The 22,099-nt window shown below is 73.2% G+C and carries 1 protein-coding gene (running past one end of the window); it reads left to right on the forward strand.

Annotated elements, in window-relative coordinates; genetic code table 11:
* Nucleotides 1-22,099 carry the 5' portion of an Ig-like domain-containing protein gene (locus tag OV207_RS37685; RefSeq protein WP_324291557.1) on the forward strand. The gene runs 10,709 nt beyond the window's last position, so 22,099 of the gene's 32,808 nt are visible here — the first part of the coding sequence; it begins with the start codon at nt 1-3; the stop codon falls past the right edge of the window.

The following is a 22,099-nucleotide window of genomic DNA, read 5'->3' on the forward strand; positions in this document are numbered from 1 at the left end:
GTGCTCCTTGAAAACTTGAAGCGGTGCCTGTCGCTGCTCGCGCTGGTGGCAGGGCTCATCGCGGCGGGAAACGCCCAGGCGCAGACGCGCGTGGCCGCCGTGTTCCCGCTGATGCCGCTGCGGCCCGGCGCGAGCGCCCTGGACCTGGGATTCACCACCACCGGCGGGGCCGTCACGCAGTTGCGCGTGGCGGTGAAGGCGACGTCCGTCTCCCAGGGCGTCCTGGTGGACGTGCAGGATGTCGTGGTGGAACAGGACCTGGCGGGCGCGGTGCCCTTCCACGTCCGGGTGCCGCTGCGGCGCGCGTTGCCCCCCGATGCCGTGGTGACCGTGGACGCCGCTCCCGCCAGCGGTGGGGGCGATGTCCAGCACGCGAGCTTCGACCTCGCGAGCGCCCCCCCGGTGCTGCCGGCCGGAGCGGTGCGGGTGAACGCGAGCGGGGACCTGTCCCACCTCGTGGTGCGGGTGACGGTGCAGGGACCCGTGTCGCACGCGGAGCTGACGCTCGTGGGGGCCTCGGTGGAGGCGCTGCGCCGGGTGCACGGCAGCCTCAGTGACGCGGAGGCCGTGGCCTTCGCCAGCGTGCGCCGCCAGGTGGCCCGGCCCCAGGCGCAGGGCTCGAGCCAGGTGGAGTTCGTCGTTCCCCTGTCGGGCGATCTCCAGGTCCCGGCCGACGGCGTCGTCGTGGCCGACGTCGCGGTGCATGATCCGTATGGGCGGGTGGTCAACGGATCCGCCGTGGAGTTCACCAGCGGGCGCGCGTTCGATCCGCTCGTGTCACTCTCCGTCAGCCCCTCGCCGCTGCTGCTGTCCGGCGGGTATGGCTCCACCGCGACCGTGCAGGTGACGGGGCACTTCGCGCTCGCGGGCGACGTGAACCTGAGCGGGGCGCTCCAGGGCGTCGTCTACGCGTCGTCCAATCCCTCCGTGTTCGGGGTGTCCGAGGACGGCCGCGTCCAGGCCCGCACGGATGGCACCGCCCAGCTCACCGCGACGTTCGGCGGGTTGAGCGCCACGACCCAGGTGCTGGTGGACGCGGGCGCGGACCTCGCCAGCGTGCAGGTGCTTCCCGTCAGCCCGCAGGTCGCCCGGGTGGGGGGCACGACGTCGCTGCGCCTGGAGGGCGTGCTCACCGGGACGCCCGCGCGGCGCGTGGACCTTTCCTCCGGAGCGCTGGGGACGAAGTGGACGTCGGAGGCACCGGACATCGCGACGGTGGACGGCAACGGAAGGGTGACCGGTCTGCGCCCCGGCGTGGCACGCATCCGTTCGACCCACGAGTCGTTCCAGGCCACCGCCGACGTCGTCGTCAATGACGGCGCACCGTCGGTGCGGCTCGCGGCGCCGTCGACGGTGACGGCGGGCACCGCGTTCGACCTGGATGCCGTGGCCACCGACGACCTCGGCGTGGCGTACGTCGAGTTCCGGATCAACGGCGTGCCCGCGGGCCGGGACCCGGAGGCCCCGTACACGCTGCGCATCCAGGCGCCTCCGTATGGAGGCGCGACGCTCAACGTGTCCGCGGCGGTGGTGGACAGCGGCGGGCAGCAGGTGGTGGGCCCCGACGTGAACGTGCGGGTGGCGGGCACGCCCCCCGCCAGCAAGCAGCCGGTCCTCATCGAACTGCCCACGCCCGGCGCCATGCTGGTGCAGGGCCTTCCCCAGGTGCTGCGCGTCACCAGTGGCGAGTGGACCGGCGGCGGCCTGTCCACCGAGGACTTCCAGGTGGTGCGCTACTACCTGGACGACGCCTTCGCGGGCGCGGTGGACCTTCCGCGTGTGGAGGTGCGCGAGCACCCTGAAACCCACGCGGCCGTTCCCGTGCCCCTGTGGGAGCTGACCTTCACGCCACGCCAGGGAACGGCGGGCACCAGCATGGCGCTGCGCGTGGAGGCGCTGGACCATGCGGGGGCGCTGGTGCGCTCGGAGACGCTCCTGCTGCGCGTCGTCGCGGACGCGCCGCCCCTGCTCACCGTGAAGCAGCCGCGCGGCGCCGCCGCCGACGCCGTGGTGGGCGTCCCGTTCCTCGTGAGCGGGACGGTGGGCGATGACAGCCTGGCCTTCGGTACGCAGGTGGCCCTGCGGGTGGGCGGGACGACCGTGCAGTCGGTGCGGCTGACGCGTGGAGGGACGGGGGGCACCGCGGCGGGAAGCGAACCCTTCGCGCTGTCCTGGACGCCGACCTCCGGCGACCTGGGGCGCGCGCGCCAGGTGGAGATCGTGGCCACCGACAGCGCCAACCAGTCGTCCCGCTACACCCTCACCGCCCACGTCAAGGCCGACGCGCCTCCCAGGGACTTCAGCATCCTCACGCCCGCCGCGCAGTCCACCCTGGTGGGCGGCAGCCGCGTGTCGCTGAGCGCCCGGGTCACGGACGAGAAACCAGACGCGGTGCAGGTGCGGTGGTTCGTGGCGGGTGCCGCGGTGGGGCAGTCGACGCAGGCGCCCTACACCCTTGGGTACACGCTGCCCACCGTGACGCAGTCGACCCCGCTCAAGATCTCCGCCGAGGCGCGCGATGCCGCGGGGCTCACCACGCTGACGCAGACGGAGGTGTTCGTCGTCCCGGACGCGGTGCCGCCCTCGGTGTCCTTCGTGGTGCCCAAGGAGCCAGCGGAGGTGACGGACACGCAGGACCTGCTCGTCACCGTCGCGGGGCTGGACGACGTGGACGTGGGGAAGGTGGAGATCCTCCTGGATGAGGTCCGCCTCCTGCTGGACGCGTCGCCGGGAGAGAACGGCGGCGTGCGGGGCTCCTTCGTCACCCATGTCGTGGTGCCGTCATCGAAGCTCGGGCCCGCGGGCAGCACGCATGTGCTGAGCGCGCGCGCCTGGGACACGTCGGGCAATGCGGGCGCCGCGCCCAAGGTGGTGGTCCACACGAAGGCGGACGGGGTGCCCCTGGTGTCCTTCCCCCTGCTCACGCCCTCGAGGGCCACCATCGGGACGAAGGTGGACGTGGCCGTGGAGGCCCGCGACGACGTGGCGGTGAAGGCCGTGGAGCTGTTCCTGGACGGCCAGAGCCAGGGGCGTGATCTGGTGCCCCCCTACCACTTCTCCTTCCTGGTCCAGGGGCCCGAGCGCGTCGCGGTGCTGGAGGCACGGGCGTCGGACGACACGCACGTCTCGTCGGTGCAGATGGACCTGACCGTCGCGAAGGACCTCCAGCCGCCGATGCTCACCTTCCGGACGCCGCCGCCCGGTTCGCCGGTGTTCGCGGGCCGCACGCTCGATGTGGCGGTCGCCGCGTCGGACGACGTCGGGGTGACGCAGGTGGCGTTGGTTTCACCCGGCCCTCGCAAGGTGCTCACCACCAGTGACGCCGAGGGGCAGTTGATCCGGGTGTTCCACGGGACGGTGACCGTGGGGCCGGAGCTGGAGGGGCAGACGCTCACGCTCCAGGCCGAGGCGACGGACTCCTCCAACCTCACCACGGTGCGCACGCTGGAGGTGGCGGTGGTGAAGGACCAGGACCCCGTGGTCGCCCTCGTCGCACCGGCCGCGGGCACCCCCTACAAGGAGGGCGAGGACGTGCGGCTGGTGGCCACCGTGGGCGACGACGACGGCGTGGTGGGCCTCGTGGGCCTGTCGGGCGGCGTCCGCCAGGGCACGCTGCCCCTGTCGGGACCGCCGCTGCTCCTCTCCGGCCAGCAGACCCTCGTCGTGCAGGCCCCCATCGTCAGCAAGGGCGCTCCGCCCAGCGTGGGCATCGAGGCGCGGGACACCGGGGGGCACACGGGCAAGGCCGAGGTGCACCTGGACGTGCGCGAGGACACATCCGCTCCATCCGCCGTGCTGGTCGCTCCGCTGCCGTCCCCGTCGGCCACCGTCACCGTGAAGCAGGGCGGAGCGCTGGGCCTGCGGGTGGACGTGGGCGACGACGTGCGCGTGGCGCGGGTCGAGGTCGAGCTGCGGCGCGGTGGCACCCCGGTGGTGCTGCCGGAGGGGGCTGCGCTGCTCACCTCCAAGGATGGACGCTACGAAGAAACGCGGACGCCGAACCCGCTGTCTCCCGGGGAGATCCTCGTCAGCCGGCGCTTCCTGGCCAGCTTCGAGGGCACGCTCAGCCTGAAGGACCTGCCCTCGCACGACGGCTACGTGCTGGTGGCGAAGGCAGTGGATCCGGCCGGCAACGCCACGTCCACCGCGCCGCTGACGTTCAACATCGTCGAGGCCCAGGATCTGGAGGCGCCGCGCCTCTTCCTGGCGCTGGAGGGAACGCCCTCCTCGAAGACCTGCGTGGCGGGCTCCCAGGTCACGCTGCGGGCGCAGGCGGATGACGACGGCATGCTGGCGTCGCTCGCGGTGAAGGCGGATGGCCAGGCGCTCACGGTCGCCCCCTTCGGGCCGGTGGCGAAGCTCCTGCGCACCTGGCCACTGACGCTGCCCGCGCTGGGCTCCTTCGGTTCGCGGACCTATGCCTTCACGGCCCAGGTGACGGACACCGCCGGGCGCACCACCCACGCCACGCTGGCGTGCGAACTGGTGGCCGACGCGCCTCCGGTGGTGCGCTGGGCACTGCCCGCCACGGACGCGGCGTTGCTGGAAGAGGGGACTCAGGCGCTCCGGGTGGAGGTGGAGGAGGACACGGGCCTCGCGGCCGGCTGGCTGGTGGGGTCGACGGGCGCTCCCACGGGCTTCAGCGGCAACGGCCACTTCCTGCTGCCCACTCCGAACGCGGCTGGCGGCACGCGGGGCTCCGCCGTGAAGCTGGAGTTCGGGCAGGAGCAGTCCTTCGTGCTCCAGGCCGGAGCGACGGCGCTGGAGGTCCACGCTCCGGCGACCGGGCTGCTCGGCGCGTCACCGCGGCGGCTCGTCCTGTCCCTGGAACCCGCGGCGGCCGAGGGGCTGCGCGCGGAGCTGCGCTATCGCTACACCGTGAGGCCGGGCCTGGAGGACGACGCCCAGCTGCTGGCCTTCCTGGCCGCGAATCCGGGCGGCCGGAGGCAGGTGGACCTGGGCACCGCGCCGCGCTGCGGAGACGTGCCGGGAGGGCCCCACTGCGTGGACCTGCTGTTCCCCTCGGCGCTGGACATGGAGGAGGTCCGGGTGCTGCTGCTGCCCGCCCAGGGGGGCGACGCGGTGTCGGCCATCTCGGAGGTGGGCGTGCGCTACGAGGGCGCCTTCGCCCAGGTCCGTGCGGTGGCCCGGGGACAGCGGCTGACGGTGCAGCCCTGGCAGATGGCGGTGACGCCCGGCAAGGTCTTCACGGCGCAGGGGACGTACCGGCTGCCGGAGGGCTGGAGCCCGGAGCCGGTCCGGCTCACCGTGGCGGTGCGCGACCTGGCGGGCGCGCTGACGGTGCAGGGGCGACAGTTCAGGGCCGCGCCGGACACGCTCGGGCCCACGGTGAGCATCTCGCAGCCCCTCAGTGGCGCGTTCCGCGTGGAGAAGGAGTCGTTCAACGTCCAGGTTGAAGCCTCGGACAACGTGGATGTGCGCCGCGTGGAACTGCTCGTGGACGGCGTCAGCCGTGGTACGCGCGCGGGTGCGCGGCTGGGCACCGTGAGCTTCCCCCTGAGCATCCCGGCGGCGACGGCCGGGGCGCCGTTGCAACTGGTGGCGGTGGCCGAGGACCGCTCCGGCAATGCGTCCGTGTCACCGGTCGTCTACCTGGAGATCCGCAAGGACTCGGCGCCGACCGTGGCCCTGTCCCACCTGGAGTACGCGCTGCCCAACGGCCCTCCCACGGGAGGCAACCGTGTTTCGGAGACGGAGCTCCAGAGCGGCTACGTGCGGGTGCTGGAGGGGGTCGTGCACTCGGTGAAGTTGCAGGCCGAGGACGATGTCGGACTGTCGAAGGTGGAGGCCTGGTACGACGACGTGCTGCTCGCGTCGGACACGCCGGGCACGGTGGCCAGGAGCCTGAGCCGCACGGTGTCCTTCACGCCGCTGCGCAAGGCCGGCGGCGCGCCCGCGCTGCTGCGGGTGACCGTCACCGATACGAAGAACGTCTCCCAGACCGTGCGGGTCCTGGTGGAGCCGCGGGCGCCGCGGGCACCCGCCATCGCCATCGCCACGCCGACGCCCGGGATGACGCTGACCGAGGGCAGCATCTCGATGGTGCTCTCCGCGGTGGCGGGGGACGACACGGGCGTGGACCGCGTGGAGTTCTTCGTCAACGGCCAGTCCGCGCTGACGGTGTCCCGTTCCCAGGCGCGCCCCATTGATGCGGAGCCGGCGGACGGCTCCCCGGGAAGCCTTCCCCGGGCGGATGAGCCGGCGCTGCGGGATGCGGCGGGGAGGCTGCCCGTGCCGTTCAATGATGTCTCCCTGCTCAAGGAGTTCCAGGGACGCGTGTGGCTGCCGCCCGGGCTCGTGAAGCGGGATCCGGCGCACCCGACGAAGCTGGTGATCCGCGCCGTGGCCCGGGACCTGGAGAACCACACCACCGGGGTGGAGCACACCGTGGACGTGGTGGAGGACGCCTCCGCGCCGGAAGCCATCGTCCTGCGCCCGTCGCTCGGCCAGGATGTGGTGGAGGGCAGCCCCGTCGTCATCGAGGCGATGGGCATCGACAACGTCTTCGTCGAGGCGGTGGAGATCCTCGCGGGCCCCCACCTTGGCCAGCTTCGGACCCTGCGCCGCGCGGGCGGCTTCTCTCCCGGGGACTCCGTCTTCCAGGAGAGCTACGGCGTCTCCAGTCCCGTGGTGCGCGCGGAGTTCACCGCGCCCCGCCTGAGCGAAATGGGGGCTGGGGACTCGGCGCCGTACTTCGTCGTCGTGAAGGTGTGGGATTCGGCGGGCAACGTCAGCGCGCAGGCGTTGCAGTTGATTGACATCGTGAGGGATCAGCCCCCCGCGGTATCGCTCATCTCTCCGGGAGATGGCACGTCGGTGGTGGAGCAGACCCCGGTGACGGTGACGGTGTCGGCCGAGGATGACGTGGCGGTCACCAGCGTGGGGGTGCTCGTCAACGGGGTGCCCCAGGGACTCATCCTGCGTGCGCCCCCGTACGTGTTCAGCGTTCCCGTTCCCGTGGGCGCCCCGACGGTGTCATTCCAGGCGGTGGCCCGGGACTCCTTCAACCACGAGGTGCGCAGCCAGGTGGTGGTGGTGTCGGTGAAGCAGGATGCGCCGCCCACGGTGGCCATCGCCGAACCGCAGAACGCCACCCACGTCACGGAAGGCCGCGACTTCGCCTTCCTGGTGGCCGCTCAGGACGACGTGGGCATCCGGTCCGTGGAGGCCACGGTGGAGGGCGGGTTGGGCGGCACGCTGCGCTTCGTCAGCACCAGCGCGCCCCACCGCTTCCGGGTGCCGCTGCCGCCCGGGTCCGCGGGCCGGACGCTCACCCTGCGCGCCAGCGCCAGGGATACCGCCCAGAAGCAGGCCCTGGCGCCGGTGGTGACGGTGCAGGTGCAGGCTGACACGACACCGCCCACGGTGAGCTTCCGCACGCCGGCGAACAACTCGGAGATCACCGCCGGGCAGGCGCTGCGCGTGGAGGCGGACGCGGACGACAACGTCGCCGTGGTGCGCATGGACTTCCGCATCAACCACACGCCGTACGCGACGATGCCCGCGGCGCCCTTCGCCTTCACCTACCGGGTGCCCGCGAACCTCGCGACCACGAACCTGCTCATCGAGGCCATCGCCACCGACACGTCCGGTCTCCAGAGCATCGTGGCGTCGCGCACGGTCGCGGTGAAGGAGGACGCACTTCCCGAGGTCGCGATGCTGCCCGTGGGGCGGTTGGTGGTGGGCCGGCCCACGCCGCTGTCGGCGACCGCGTCGGACGACGTCGCCATCGCCAGCGTCGGCTTCCATGCCTCGCACGCCGGTGGCGCCGAGATGGAGGTGGGCCGACGCGAGCAACTGCCCTTCCAGGTCCTCTACACGCCGCAGCCGGAGGAGGTCGGCAAGACGGTGGTGTTCCGCGCCCGGGCCCTGGACCTCGCGGGCCAGGCGCGTTGGAGTCCGGCCGTCTCCGGCGTGGTGGAGAGGGATCAGGAGCCGGCGGTGGCCATCCTCCAGCCCCTGGACGGAAGCGCCATCTTCGAAGGCACGCCGGTGCGCTTCGACGTGGATGCGCAGGATGTGGAGGCGCCGGTCCAGTCGGTGCACTTCTTCGTGGACGGCCGCAAGGTGGCCACGTCGAGCGCGCCCGCGGGCTACGCCGGCAAGCCCACGGTGTTCTCCGCCACCTTCCAGCCGGACGTGGGCAGCGGCAACCGCCTCCTGGTGCTCACGGCGGTGGCGGTGGACTCGGCGGGCCAGGAGACGACGTCGGTGCCGGTGACGGTGGGCACGGTGCGCGACACCGTCCCCCCCGACGTGGAGCTGGTGGACCCGCCCGGGCATGACGTGGTGACGGAGGGCGAACCGCTGGTGCTGTCGGCGGCGGCCGAGGACAACGCGGCGAGCGGGAACAACGCGGCGGTGCAGCGGGTGGACTTCCTCCTGGACGGGGGCGTCATCGACTCCGACTCGACCCCGCAGCCGGGGCCGGCCAACCGGCCGCTGTACCAGGTGTCGTGGACGCCGCCGATGGGCGCCGCAGGCGAGCTGCGGCAGTTCCATGCGGCCGCGACGGACCCGTCCGGCAACCGGGGTGTGTCACTTCCGGAGTCCGTGGAGATTGGCATGGCGCCTTCGGGCCGCTTCGTGCCGTTCCCGGGCGACATCACCCAGACGTTGCTGCGCCGTGGGCCGGGGCGTGTGGTCCTCCTGGGGAAGACCGGGGGCACGCCGAAGCACCAGGTGGTGCTCACGCGCATCGACCAGGGAAGCACCACCGGGCTGGGAGCCGTGGACGTGGATGGCCCTCCCCGCGCGGCGGCCTTCGCGGGCACCCACGCGGTCGTGGCGACGTCCGCCGCGCCGGCCGCGGGCGGCACGCCCGCCTTTCCGCCGCAGCTCACGGTGCTGGCCGTTCCCGCCGGGGGCATGCCCCTGAGGCTGGGGTCCGTCGACCTGCCGGGACAGGACATCCACGGCGCCGCCGCCGTGGGCCAGTTGGCCTTCGTGGCCAATGGCGCCGCGGGCGTGGCGGTGGTGGACCTGGGGGACCCCGAGGCTCCGGTCCGCTTGAACACGCGCTCCGTGGTGGGCACGGCCTACGACGTCGCGGTGCAGGGGGACCTGCTGCTGGTGGCGGCCGGAACCGGCGGACTGCGGGTGCACGACCTGCGCAGTCCGACCCTGGCCCCGCGAGGCCAGGTGGCCTTGCCGGGTGAGGCCGTGCGGGTCGTGACCCAGGGCCACCTGGCGTACGTGGCATGCCGCGACGCCGCCGCCACGCTGGCGGTGGTGGATGTATCGAACCCCGAGGAGCCGCTGATCCAGGCGCTGGTGCCGCACCGTTCAGCGCGCCAGGACCTGGTGGCCACGGGCCTGTCGGACGTGGTGGTGGAGGGCAACCTGGCGGTGGTGGTGGCCTCGCTCGTGAAGGGGCTGCAGCAGACCCCGGTGAAGGGCCTGCTGACCGCCTCGCTGCTGGACACGGATGGCGCCGTGACGCCCTTCGTGCGGGCCAACCTGCCGCGCGCGGGCGGGGTGACGCTGGCGTCGGGCACGCCGGTGGCGCTCTACGGGGACGAAGGCGGCGCCGTCTTCACGCTGCCACGCTTCGCCGTCACGGGCGTGACGCCGTGGGACGGATCCCCGGATGTGGCCGTGGACTCCGCGGTGGCGCTGGAGTTCTCCGCGCCTCCCGACGGGGCGGAGGTCACCGCCGAGACGGTGATGCTGCGCGAAGGGGACCCCGTGCTGGGTCGCCGGGTGACGGCGACGCTGACGGCCTCCGGCCGGACGGTGACGCTCACGCCGGACGAGGACCTGACGGTGTCCACGCCGTACTTCGTCGTGGTGACGTCCTCGCTGCGCGACATCGCGGGCAAGGCGCTCGCGAAGCCTTTCATCGCCGGCTTCCGGACCCGTGCCACCGCCCACGAGGCGCCACGGATCACGACGTTGGTGCCGGCCGCGGGCCCCCTCGAGGGCGGCACGCGGGTGACGGTGACGGGCCAGCATTTCGTCGCGGGCGCCCAGGTGTACTTCGCCGGCGGGGAGGGGCAGGGGGTGGAGGTGGCGGCGGATGGGATGAGCCTCCGCGTGACCACGCCAGCGCGCCAGGAGGGCCCGGCGGTGGTGACGGTGGTGAACCCGGATGGCGGCGAGGGGACGCTCTACGGCGGCTTCCTGTACCTGCCCATGCTGCAGGTCTCCTTCGTCGCCCCGGCGTCGGGGCCCCTGCTGGGCGGCACGCGGGTGGAGGTGTCCGGCGCGGGCTTCCAGCGGGGTGCCACGGTGACGTTCAACGGCGCTCCGGCCCTGAACGTGCGCGTGCTGGCGCCGGGACGGCTGGAGGCGACGACGCCCCCGGGCGCCTTCGGCCCGGCCGACGTGGTGGTGGTGAACCCGGACACGCAGCAGGCCTTCGCGGCGGAGGCCTTCCTCTACAGCCGGCTGGCCGTGTCGCGCGTCATCGGGCGCTACAACCCCACGCCCGACGTCCCCTCCCAGCCCGACGGCGTCCTGGCCAGGGGCACTCCGGTGGCGGTCGCGTTGCAGGCGAAGACCGCGTGGGTGTTGTCCGAGGCGAGCGTGAACACGCAGGCCCTGAGCGCCACGCACATGATGGAAACCAGCCTGCCAGGCGGCCTGGGCGCGGTGGATGTGTCGGTGCCAGAGGATGCCTTCGTGCTGGGCGGCATTCCCATCCTGCCGCCCTACATGCCGGCGGCGCTGGCGGTGCGCGGCAACCGCGCCTACGTGGTGGCCAACGCGCCGACGCTTCCCTTCGTGGACGTGGTCGGCGAGGGCGGCCCCTCGCTGCTGGTGTTCGACGTGTCCCAGCGCACCGCGCCCCAGTCCAAGGGGGCCGTGCCGTTCCCGGGAACGGGGCGGTCCATCGCGCTGGTGGGGGACCTGGCGCTGGTCGCGGCGGGAGACGCGGGGCTGCTGACGTTCTCGCTGACGGACCCGGACCGGCCCCTGCTGCTCGGGGCCCGGACGCAGTTCCTGATGGGGGGCAGCACGGCGGCGGTGAGCGTCGAGCAGGTGACGGCGTCAGGCAGTCTGGCGCTGGCGCAGGTGAAGCGCGGCACGGCCATCAGCACGTTGCTGCTGGACCTGACCCTGCCCGGGTTCCCAGCTGTGGGCGAGCTGCCCGGTGAGTTCGGCGCCATGCCCCTGCGCGATACGCAGGCGCTCTCCGCGTGGCGCACGCTGCGTACGGCGTCGCTGGTGCCGGCGTCGCGGCCGTACCTCCAGGCGGTCGTGCCCGCGCTGATGCGCGGGGGCCTCTTCGCCTCCGGTGCGCTGGGCCCCCAGGTGGCGGTGGCGGTGACGTCCCCCATCGGGCAATCCGGAAGCCCCGCCTCGCTCCAGTTCGTGGAGGCGTCGGACCTGTCCGCGCCCCGTGGCATTGATGCCATCGACCTGTACCCCGCGACCCAGCTGTCCGGCGTGGACCTCGAAGGGGATGTCGCGGTGGTGTCCATCTCCGGCACGATGCAGGGACGGGCGACGGACGGCCTTGCCGTGGTGCGGATGCCGTTCCCGGTGGTGGTGGCGTCCCATCCTGTCGCCGGTGAAGTGGCGGCGCGCCCCGCCGAAGCGGTGCGCCTGACGTTCAACGTGCCCGTGGAGAAGGGGCCCTCCTTCGACGCGCGGCTGGTCCAGCTCGACGGCTCCGCGACCGGCCTCTTCGTTGCGTCCACCGCGACGGTGTTCAACGAGGAGCTGACGGTCGACCCCGCCACCTCCCTGGAGATGTCGAAGCGCTACCGGCTGAGCGTGAAGGGCCTGCGCGATGCGGACACCCACGCGGTGATGCCCGGCACGTTCACGCTGGAGTTTGGCACGGCGAAGGTGGCCAGCCCCGTTCCGCTCCAGGTGACATCGGTGTCCCCGCGTCAGGGCCCCGTGGCGGGTGGCACGGCGGTGACGATCGAAGGCAATGGGTTCAGGGGGACCGGACAGGGCCTGCCGCACGTGCTGATCAACGGGCAGACGGTGGAGGCCGCTCAGGCCAGTGACTCGCAGGTGACGCTCATCATGCCCCCTGGCGTGGAGGGCGCGGCGACGCTGGAGATCCGCAACACCGGGTCGGGGACCCGCTTCGTGCTCCCGGGGGCGTTCGTCTACACGGGCGACCTGGAGCTGCTGTCGCTGGCGCCGCCGCGAGGCCCCACCGCGGGCGGGACGCGCCTGGTGCTGTCCGGACACGGCTTCTCGCCCACGGGCACGGTGAAGGTCTGCTTCAGGACGCAGACGGACTGCGTGAATGCCCGGGTGCTGGGACTCAACCAGTTGGAGGTCACGACCCCCAACGGCGCGCGAGGCGTGGTGGATGTGACGGTGGTGAACCCGGACGGGACCACGGCCACGCTCCCCAACGGCTTCACCTTCGATCAGCCCACCGGCGCCTCGGTGGCGCTGAAGGGCACGCTGCGCGACTCGGTGGTCATCGGCTCCTACGCCTACGTGGTGGGCAGCACGGGCCTCACCGTGGTGGACATGTCCGGCCTCTACACCCGGGGGCCCCTGGCGGGCGGGGGCGTCCCCATCCCGCCGGATCGCCAGGGCGGGCTGGTGGACGCGGATGGGATGAACGGCGACGATCGCATCGTCGGCTCGGTGGCGGCGGGGGACCTGTGGGCCGTGTCCTATCCGGCCTCCGGCGGCGACCGCATCTTCGCGAGCGGTGTCCTGTCCAAGGATGGGAACGACCAGCCCACCGCGGGCGCGGTCCACGAGTTCGACGTCTCCAATCCCTTCCAGCCGAAGCTCGTGTCCACGCGGAGCATCCCGGGCGACGGCGCCTACGGGGTGGATGCGCGGGGCGACCGGCTGCTGGCCGCGGCGGCGACCCAGGGCTTCCACACCTTCGACATCTCCCATCAGCCCTTCCCAATCCGGAAGGATCCGTCGGACCCGGGCGCGCAGGCGCTGTCCGTCGAAGGCGGGCAGGCGGCGGTGGGCGTGGGCACGCGGACGGCCTCGGGCACGGTCCAGGACGGCCGGCTGCGGATGCTGTCGGTGGAGGGCCCGGTCACGGTGCGGGGGGAGCTGGGCGTGAACGTGCAGCGGGTGCGCCTGCGCGGCACGCTGGCGGCGGTGGCCGCGGGGGCCGAGGGGCTCGTGCTGGTCGACGTGAGCGATCCGGCGCACCTGGTGCGGCTGGGCGACATCGACGTGAAGGGCTTCGCCACGGATGTGCGGCTGGCCGGCGATCTGGCCTACGTGTCCGCCGGGGCGGCGGGCGTGGCGGTGGTGGACATCAGCAATCCCCTGTCACCCCAATTGCGCCATCACGTCACGGGGGCCCAACCCGGCAGCACGTACGCCGCGGTGTTGACGCCGGGTGGACGGGTGGTGAGCCTGCGCCAGCGCAACGATTCCGGCGCGTGGTCGGTGGACTTCGGTCCCGGCACGGACCTGTCCGTCGTCAGCGCGAGCGTGGCGCAGGGGGACGTGGTGCCGGTGGACCTGCCCTCCCTCACGGTGGTGTTCTCCTCGACGGTGGACCCGACGTCCGCCCGGGATGCGTTCCAGTTGACGGCGAACGGCCAGGTGGTGGCCGGGACCCTGCAAGCAGGAGACGCGCAGCAGGCGCTCAGCACGGTGGTGTTCCCGCTCACGGCGCCGCTGCCCGCGGACGCCGCGATGCGCCTGAGCGTCGCCCAGACGCTGGAGAGCCGCGATGGCCGGTCGCTCGCCGCGCCGCTGCAGGTGGACTTCCGGACGGCCCTGTCGGCCGGCGCGGCCCCCAGCATCTCCCAGCTCGTGCCCCGCGTCGGGCCCGTGTCGGGAGGCGGCGTGCTGCAGGTGCTGGGCTCCGACTTCGACGCCTCCTGCGAGGTGTCCATCGGCGGCAAGCCCGCGACGGTGCTGACGCGCTCCTCGACGCGGCTCGACGTGCGAGCGCCGGCCGGTGCTCCGGGGCTCGCGGACGTGGTGGTGCTCAACACGGACACCGGCCTGGGCGCCCGCCGTCCGGGCGGCTACTTCTACACGCTGCCCCTCCAGGCCTTCGCCGCGACGCCGCGCTTCCTGAACCCGCGCGGTGGCAGCACGGTGGAGGTGGTGGGCGAGGGCTTCCTGCCGGACTGGGCGGACTCGCTGGGCGTGTCCACGCAGGTGCGGGTGCGCGGCATTCCCGCCACGCAGGTGGAGGTGCTGTCGCTCACGAAGCTGCGCGCGCTGGCGCCTCCGGGCTCCTTCGGTGACGCGCCGGTGATGGTGGTGTCCTCGGATGGCGTGGAGCGCAGCGTGGCGCCCAGCCCTGCGGGCTACGGCCTGCCGTTCCTGGGGCAGGAGCCCGCGTTGGCGGTGCGGCCCCATGCGCTTTCGCGCAGCCCCCTGTCGCCCTTCTACGTCTATGCGGCGGCGGGGGCGGCGGCCAGCGGCAACATGTTCCCGCAGACCTACCTGGGCGCGCTGACGGGGGGCGGCACGGTGCCGCAGACCTACCGCGCGGTGGCCTATGACGTGCAACTCGCGGGGCGCCCGCGCGCAGCGGGCAATCAGATCGTCAAGGCGGACGACGCCAGCGTGGACCTGGTGATGGCGGTGCTCAACCACTACCTGCCCGCCAGCACACCGCTGCCCGACATCGAGCTGATGCCCGACTCGCTGGACCTGGCGCTGTCCGGAACGCGGCTGTACGTGGCCAGCGGCTTGAGCGGCCTCGCGGTGCTGGATGGAACGGGCACGCTGGAGACGAACGCCAGCGGTGGACTGGAGACGCTCGGGCTGCTCGGCCGGGCGAAGCTGGGGGGGGCGACGGGGCTGCTCTCCACGCGCGTGGTGCCCACCCCGGTGGGCGCCTGGGTGCTGAGCAACGGGTTGATGGAGCCGCCGGGCGGGTCGGCCGGGACGTGCCAGCCGGTGCGCGACCAGATCGGCACTGATGGAAAGGTCTTCCTGGTGGACGCACGGGCGCCGGGCGATCCGGTGCTCGTGACGCAGGCGGGAGGCGAGGGCTTCGAGCCCTATGGCGCCACCGTGGCCGACGGGCGTCTGTTCGTCGTGACGGGACACCACCAAGGCGTGCGCTACACCCGGTGCAGCCCGGATCAGCCGCTGCCGCCCCTGCCGGAGGTCTCCCTCAAGGGAGGCGCCCGCGGTGGACAGCGCACGCTCTACAAGCCCGACGCGGCGACGCCGAAGGGCTCGCTGCTCGTGTACTCCTCGGCGGGCGCGGACGCGGTGGTGGAAGGGACGCTGCTGGAGGAGGGCAACCTCACGGACGTGGTGGTCCGGGACGGCGTGGCCATCCTCGCTTCGGCCGAGTTCGGCCTGACGTTCGTGGACGTGACGAACCCCCAGGCCCCGTCGGTCATCACCCGCATCGCCTTCAACGAGGAGATGTCCAACACGCCGGGTGAGCCGCAGCGCCTGCGCCTCGTCGGGGACGTGCTGTTCGTGGCGGCGAACCAGGGCGGCGTCGTGCTGGTGGACGTCTCCGACCTGCGCCACCCGGTGCTGCTGAGCGGCGGCAACACGGAGGCGGCGATGGACGTGCTGCCCGTGGGCGACCGGCTGATGCTGGCGGGCCGCACGGCCGTGAGCGAGCTGGAGACGCCGTTCATGCTGGTGACGGGCACCTCGCCGGCACGCGGCGAACGCGTGCCGCCGGGGCTGGCGGAGCTGGTGGTCCGCATGAACCGGCCCGTGTCGCCCGGCAGCGTCACCGCCGACTCCGTGCGCCTGCGGGATCCGCAGGGCCTGCCGGTGCCGCTGACGCTGTCGGTGAGGAACATCCCCGGACAGCTCGACTTCGCCATCGTCGCGGTGCCGCAGCAGGCGCTGCTGGCCGAGTCGCTCTATTCGCTGGAAGTGGAGACCTCCGTCACGGATCAGCGCGGCGGCGCGCTGCTGTTGCCGCTGCGCACCTCCTTCCGGACCGCGAAGAGCGGAGCGCGCGCTCCGGTCATCACGTCCTTCACCCCGTCCACGGTCTCCACGGACGGGGGCGGGACGGTGACGGTGCACGGCCACGGCCTCACGGGCGTGAACCGGGTGGTGCTGGGGGCCGGGCAGGAAGGCACCGCGCTCCACTCGGTGGATGACGAGACCTTGACCTTCACCCTGCCGACGCTGTCCGCAGGGCCGGTGGACGTGCGGCTCGTCGACGTGGGCGGCCCCGAGGCCCTCTTCCCCGCGGGCCTGCTCGCGCTGGAGCCGCTGGCCGGGAAGACGGTGACGCTCAGCCCGAACCATGGGCCCGTGGAGGGTGGGACGCGCGTGCGTGTGAGCGTGGCCGCCAGGTCCATGGCGCCGGGAACGACGGTCCGGGTGGGCACGCAGGACGGCACGGACGTGGATGTCATCGACCTGTCGACGCTGGAGTTCACCACGCCCATGACGGATGGCGCGGGACTGGTCGCCGTGGCGCTGTCGCGTCCGGAGGACAAGGACACCGAAGGCAACGTCATCCCGGTCCAGGTGGGCACCTTCTCGTACGACCTGCCGATTGGCGTGACGATGCGCCTGCCCGGATTCCCTCCGCTGGAGGCGTCCGACATCAAGCTGGTGGGAGACCGGCTCTACGTCGGTGTGTCCACGCCTTCGCGGTCGGGCCTGGAGGTCTTCGACGTCCGGCTGGAGGAGCGTCCCCTGCGGCTGGGCGGCCTGAGCACCCTGTCGCCCGTGCGGGGCCTGGACGTGGACGGGGCGCTGGCGCTGCTGGCCAATGACGTGGCGGGCCTCGCGGCGGTGGACGTGTCGCGTCCGGAGACGCCGTTCCTCGTGCGCCGGGTGTCCACGGAGGGCGCGGCCACCGGGGTCCGGCTGGAGGCCCAGAGGGCCTTCGTCACCACGGTGAATCACACCGGGGCCCCCGGCTCCGTGCAGGTGTTCGACGCCGGCTCGCCCGCGCTGGACCTCGTGCGGACGGTCCCCCTGGTGTCGGATGCGCTGGCCCTGGACCTGGGGCCGGAGCGCATCTACCTGCTCACGTCGGACGTGGTGGGCACGCAGGGCAACGGCCTTGTCCTGTCCATCCATGATCGCGACGGTTCACGCCTGGGCCAGCTCGCCGTGGACAGCGCGCTCACGCAGTTCGAGGATCTGGTGCGCAGCCGCGTGGTGGTGCGGGCACGACGGGCCTACGTGACGGCGGGGCGACGGCTGCACGTGTTCGACCTGTCGAACGAAGCCGCTCCGGTCCGGGTGCAGTCCACCGACCTGGGCGTGGAGCTGGCGGGGCTGGGCTGGGTGGGTGGCACGCTGTTCGTGTCCACGGACAGCGCGACCACCACCGTGCAGACGGTGCCGCCCGTGGAGCTGCTGCCGGTGGGCATGACGCCCGCCGCGGGCACGCTGTCCGCGCCGCCGACGTCGGTGCGGGTGGACTTCACCCTGCCGGTGAAGGAGCCCATCAGCGCGCAGGCATTCGAGGTGACCGTCACGCGCGCGGGGACGAGCGCGCCGGTGCCTGGGGCGCGTGCGGTGGAGTACGCCGTGCGCGGCTCCTCCGTCGTCTTCACGCCGACGCCGCCGTTCCAGTTCCAGGACGGCGACGACGTGTCGGTGTACGTGGATGGCCTCGTGTCCCTCGGGCTCGCGCCGCAGGCGGCCGCCTTCCAGGGGACGTTCACGGTGGTGGGCCAGCAGGCGCTCCAGCCGCGCATCGTGTCGCTGTCCCCGGCGTCGGGCCGGGCGGACCAGACGACGGCGGTGGTCCTCACCGGCAGCGGCTTCCGCGCGGGAGATGTCGTGCGCGTGGGCGGGCGGCCCGTCACGGTGACGGAGACGACCGAGAACACCCTCACGCTCCTGATTCCTCCGGCGCCGCTGGACCTCTCCGGTCTGCCGGTGGCGGGCGCGGCGTCGGTGGAGGTGGTGGACCCGAGCGGCCTGTTCGCCCTGCGGCTGGGCGGCTTCGTGTACCGCGATGAGCTGAAGCTGGTCAGCCTGACGCCGGACCGCGCGCCCCAGCAGGGCGGGGTGAAGGTGCGGCTGGCCGGCCGTGGCTTCGCGCCGGGCATGAAGGTGGCGTTCGGGGGCACGAACTCCTTCGACGTTCGCGTGCTCGGCACGCAGGTGGCGGAGGCCGTGGCGCCCTCCCAGGGGCCGGGGATGGCGGATGTGTCGGTGACGTTGGGCAGCGACGTGTCCGTGCTGCCGTCTTCGTTCCTGTATGGGGCGGGCGCGGTGTCGCGGTTGACGACGCCCCCGGTGCGCCACGTGGTGGTGGAAGGCGGCGTGGCCTACGCGGCGCTGGGCGCCACCGTGGACATCTTCGGTGCCAACGGCGACCTGCTGGCCGCCGGCCGGAAGACGGCGGGCGGAGGGCTGCTGCTGGCCAGCCTCAGTGAACCCACCCATGTCACCTCCCTCAAGGAGCTCTCCTTCGCGGGGCAGGGCGGCAGCCGCCGCGTGCTCAAGCGGGGCAACACCGTCTTCGTCGCCGCCGGTTCGGGCGGTGTTCGACGGGTGAACGTCACCACGCCGGATGAAGCGTCGGAGCTCCCGGCCCTCGCGGGGAACGCGGCGGACATCGCGTTGAGCGGGCCCCTGCTGTTCGTGGGTGATAGCGAAGGCGTCAAGGTGTTCGACGTGTCCAACGACGCGGCGCAGCCGCTGCGCGTCGGCGCGCGCGCCATCGCTGGAGGCGTGAGCGCGCTGGCGTTGCATGGCGGCCACCTGCTGGTGTCCAGCGCGGCGACCAGCGCGCCGACGTTCCGTGTGCTGGACGCGCGGACCGGAGACCTGGCGGAGCGGGGCGCGGTGGGCCTGATGGCGCCGGCGGTGCACATCACGGCGGAGGGCACGCGGGCGTTCCTGTCGCTCGGCGCGGCGAAGCAGGTGGCCCTCTATGAACTGGCGGATCCGACCCATCCCACGCCCGTGGGCGCGATGGTGCTGGAAGCTCCGTCGGGCGGCACCTGGGTGTCCGCCGAGCAGACGCGCGTGGCCGCGGGCATGGCCTACGTCGCCGCGGGCGGCGGCAAGGTGCAGCGCTTCTCCGTGCGCGAGGGCGAGGCGCCGGTGAAGCTGGGGCAGGCCTCGGTGGTGGGGGATGCCCGGACGCTGGCGTTCATGGGCCACCACCTGCTGGTGGGCACGCTGGTGCTGGACGACGCGGGCAACGCGGTGGAGCTGCCGCTGAGCGACCCGGCCCAGGCGATGCTGCCGCTGGCGGGCGCGCTGGCCTCGGTGGAGCTGGACACGCTGGAGATTCGTGGCACCCAGCCGGCGGAAGGCGAACTCGTCGCCGCGGGTGTGGCGCCGCGGGTGCTGTTGACCTCGCTGCCAGACGTGTCGAGCGCCAGTCAGGTGACGCTGGTGCGCGTGGACGACGGCGAGCCGGTGCCGGTCTCGCGCTCGGTGCTGGCCGACGCGCAGGGCGGCCAGGTGGTGCTGACGCCCGCGTCGCCGCTCGCGCAGGACACCCGGTACGAGCTGCGCGTGGGCGCGCAGTTGAAGGACCTCCGGGGCGCCACGCTGGGCGCCGAGGCCCGGGTGCGCTTCCGCACCAGCCGCGATGCGTCCCAGGAGCGGCCGGAGGTGGCCTCGGTGTCGCCGGCCTACGGCCTGGAGGCGGGTGGCAACGAGGTGGACGTGGTGGGGACGGGCTTCCTGCGCGACTGCGTCGTGAAGTTCGGGGGGGCCACCGCGCTCGTGTCGCAGGTCGCGCCGGATGGCCGCCGCGTGCGGGTGACGGTGCCTCCGGGGACGGCGGGGGCCGCCGCGGTCGAGGTCATCAACCCGGGCGGCCTGTCGCACCTGCGACTGGGCGCCTACCGGTACCTGTCGCTGCCCGCGCTGGCGGAGGTCACCCCGGCGCGCGCGCCGTTCGACAGCCGGCAGGTGGTGACGCTCAAGGGCCAGGGGCTCTTCCCGGGCTCGCAGGTGACGTTCGGTTCGGTGCCCGCGCGCTCGGTGACGTTCAACGAGTCCGGGGCGCTCCAGGTGGAGGTTCCGGACGGGGTGACGGGCCGCGTGGACCTCACCGTCCTCACGCCGGGCGTGCCACCCCAGCAGGCCACGCTCGCCGGAGGCTTCACCTTCACGCTGGCGAAGCGCGCCCAGTTGGAGGGCCTCGGGCGGGTGGTGGCCCGCGAAGCCCACCGGCTGTTCGTGGCCCGCGACGGGGCACTCACCGCGATGGACTTCTCCTCACCGGCCTCCCCGACGCAGGTGGGGACGGTGGACGGCGTGCAGGAGCCGGTGGACATCGCCCTTCATGGGAACAACCTGTTCCTCGCGGGCCGGGGCGAGGTCGTCCGCTACGAGCTGACGCCGCAGGCGTGCGCGGCGGTCCCGATGGCGACGTGCAACCCCGTGGAGAGGAGTCGCGTGAAGCTCGCGCCGACGTCCGGGGTGGACCTGCGCGCCGTGGCGGCGGGGGACTCGGGGGCCTACGTGGCGGTGGCGGGCGGCAACGAACTGGCGCTGCTGGCGCCGGTGAACGGAGTGTACGCGGTGGTGGCGCGGACCCTGCTCGACACGGGCACGGTGCTGGACCTGGACATGGTGCAGGGCGCGTTGCTGGTGCTGGTGGCGGACGGTGCTTCGGGCACGCGTCTGGAGGTGCGCGGCACGGAGAACGCCAGCCTCCCGCTCATCAGCGAGGTGCGTGGGCTGGGGATGACGTCCGGCGGTTCCGGGGCCCTGGCCCATGAGGGAACGCGCGTGGCGGCGTCCGCGGGCAACCGCCTGTACCTCTTCGACGTGACGGCGCTGGACGCACCGGACCTCATGGCGTCCGCGTTGGATCCGAGCGCGGGCACGTCGGACACGCTGGCCCTCGCGGGCCCCTGGCTGCTGGCGGGCAATGGGGGCCGGGCCTCGTGGGTGGACACCACGCAGGGGCTCCAGGAGCGCACGTTCGCGGAGGGCCTGGGCAACGTGTCGGGTGTGGCCGTGCTCAACGGCGTGGCCGTGGCGGCGACGGCCTCGGGCTCCCTGCAGGTGCTGAAGCTGCCCTACCCGACGGTGGACGCGCTGTCACCGCTGCCTGGTGGGCGGGTGGCACCGGGGGCGAATGTGTCCGTGGTGCTGGCCTCGGAGCTGGCGGGCCCGGTGGTCGCGGCCTCCACGTTGGGGCTGTGGGACGACGCGGTGCCGGTGCCGGGCACCGTCCTGCCGTCGAGCCAGTCGCTGGCCTTCGTTCCGACGGAGGGACTGGAGCCGTCGCGCACCTATGTGGCGCGGCTGGGGCTGGGGCCGGTGCCGGAGGTCGTGGGCGGCACCGTGCTGGGGCCGTGGGAGTACGCGCTGCGAGCGGGGGGCGATGCGGTGTCGATGAGCGTCGCTGCGGTGAGCCCGGACAGCGGGCCGGTCGCGGGTGGCGTGGCCGTGAGCGTGCTGGGCGCGGGCTTCACGTCGGACACGCGGGTGTCCATCGGAGGCGTCCAGGCGACGCCCATCGCCCCGGCGGAGCCGGGGCGGTTGCAGGTGATGTTGCCGCAGGCGGTGGTGCCGGGCCCGGCCGTGGTGCGCGCGTGGCGCGACTCCGGCGCGGAGGCCTTCGCGCCGTCGCGCTTCCTGTACGTCGCGCCGCTGTCCTTCGCGAGCGTGACGCCCCGCGCGGTGGACGTGGCCGGTGGCACGGTGCGCATCTCCGGCACCGGGTTCCACCGGGGCCTGGAAGTGCGTTTCGACGGAGAGAAGGCGGACACCCAGAACCTGACGGCCACCTCCGTGGACGCGCGGGTGCCGGCGGGTGACGAGCGGCACCTGACGCTGACGCTCAGCCAGCCCGGCGCGGTGCCGGAGGTGGTGGCGCAGGCCGTCTATCGCGGCGACGTGCGCGCCCCGCTCATCGAGCGTGTGGAGCCGATGGCCACCGTGGGCAGCCAGAACGTGCCGCTGGCGGCGGTCTTCGACGTCCGCTTCGACGAAGCGGTGGCGGGCGCCAGCGCGCAGGGACTGCGGCTGCTGCGCCATCCGTCCGGCGTGGTCGTGCCGGGCACGGTGGGCCTGCTGGGCGATGGGCGCACCCTGCGCTTCACGCCGGACGCGGTGCTGACGTCCACCACGTCGTACGCGCTGAGCATCAACGGCGTGACGGACGTGGCGGGCAACGTGGCGCTCACCTCCACGCGCGTGTTCCGCACCGTGGACACGGTGAAGCCCACCCTGCGGCTGCGCCGCGCCGGTGGCGCGGTGGTGACGGATGACGCGCGCTTCGCGGCGG

Source organism: Corallococcus sp. BB11-1, assembly GCF_026626625.1.
Classification (GTDB): Bacteria; Myxococcota; Myxococcia; order Myxococcales; family Myxococcaceae; genus Corallococcus; species Corallococcus soli.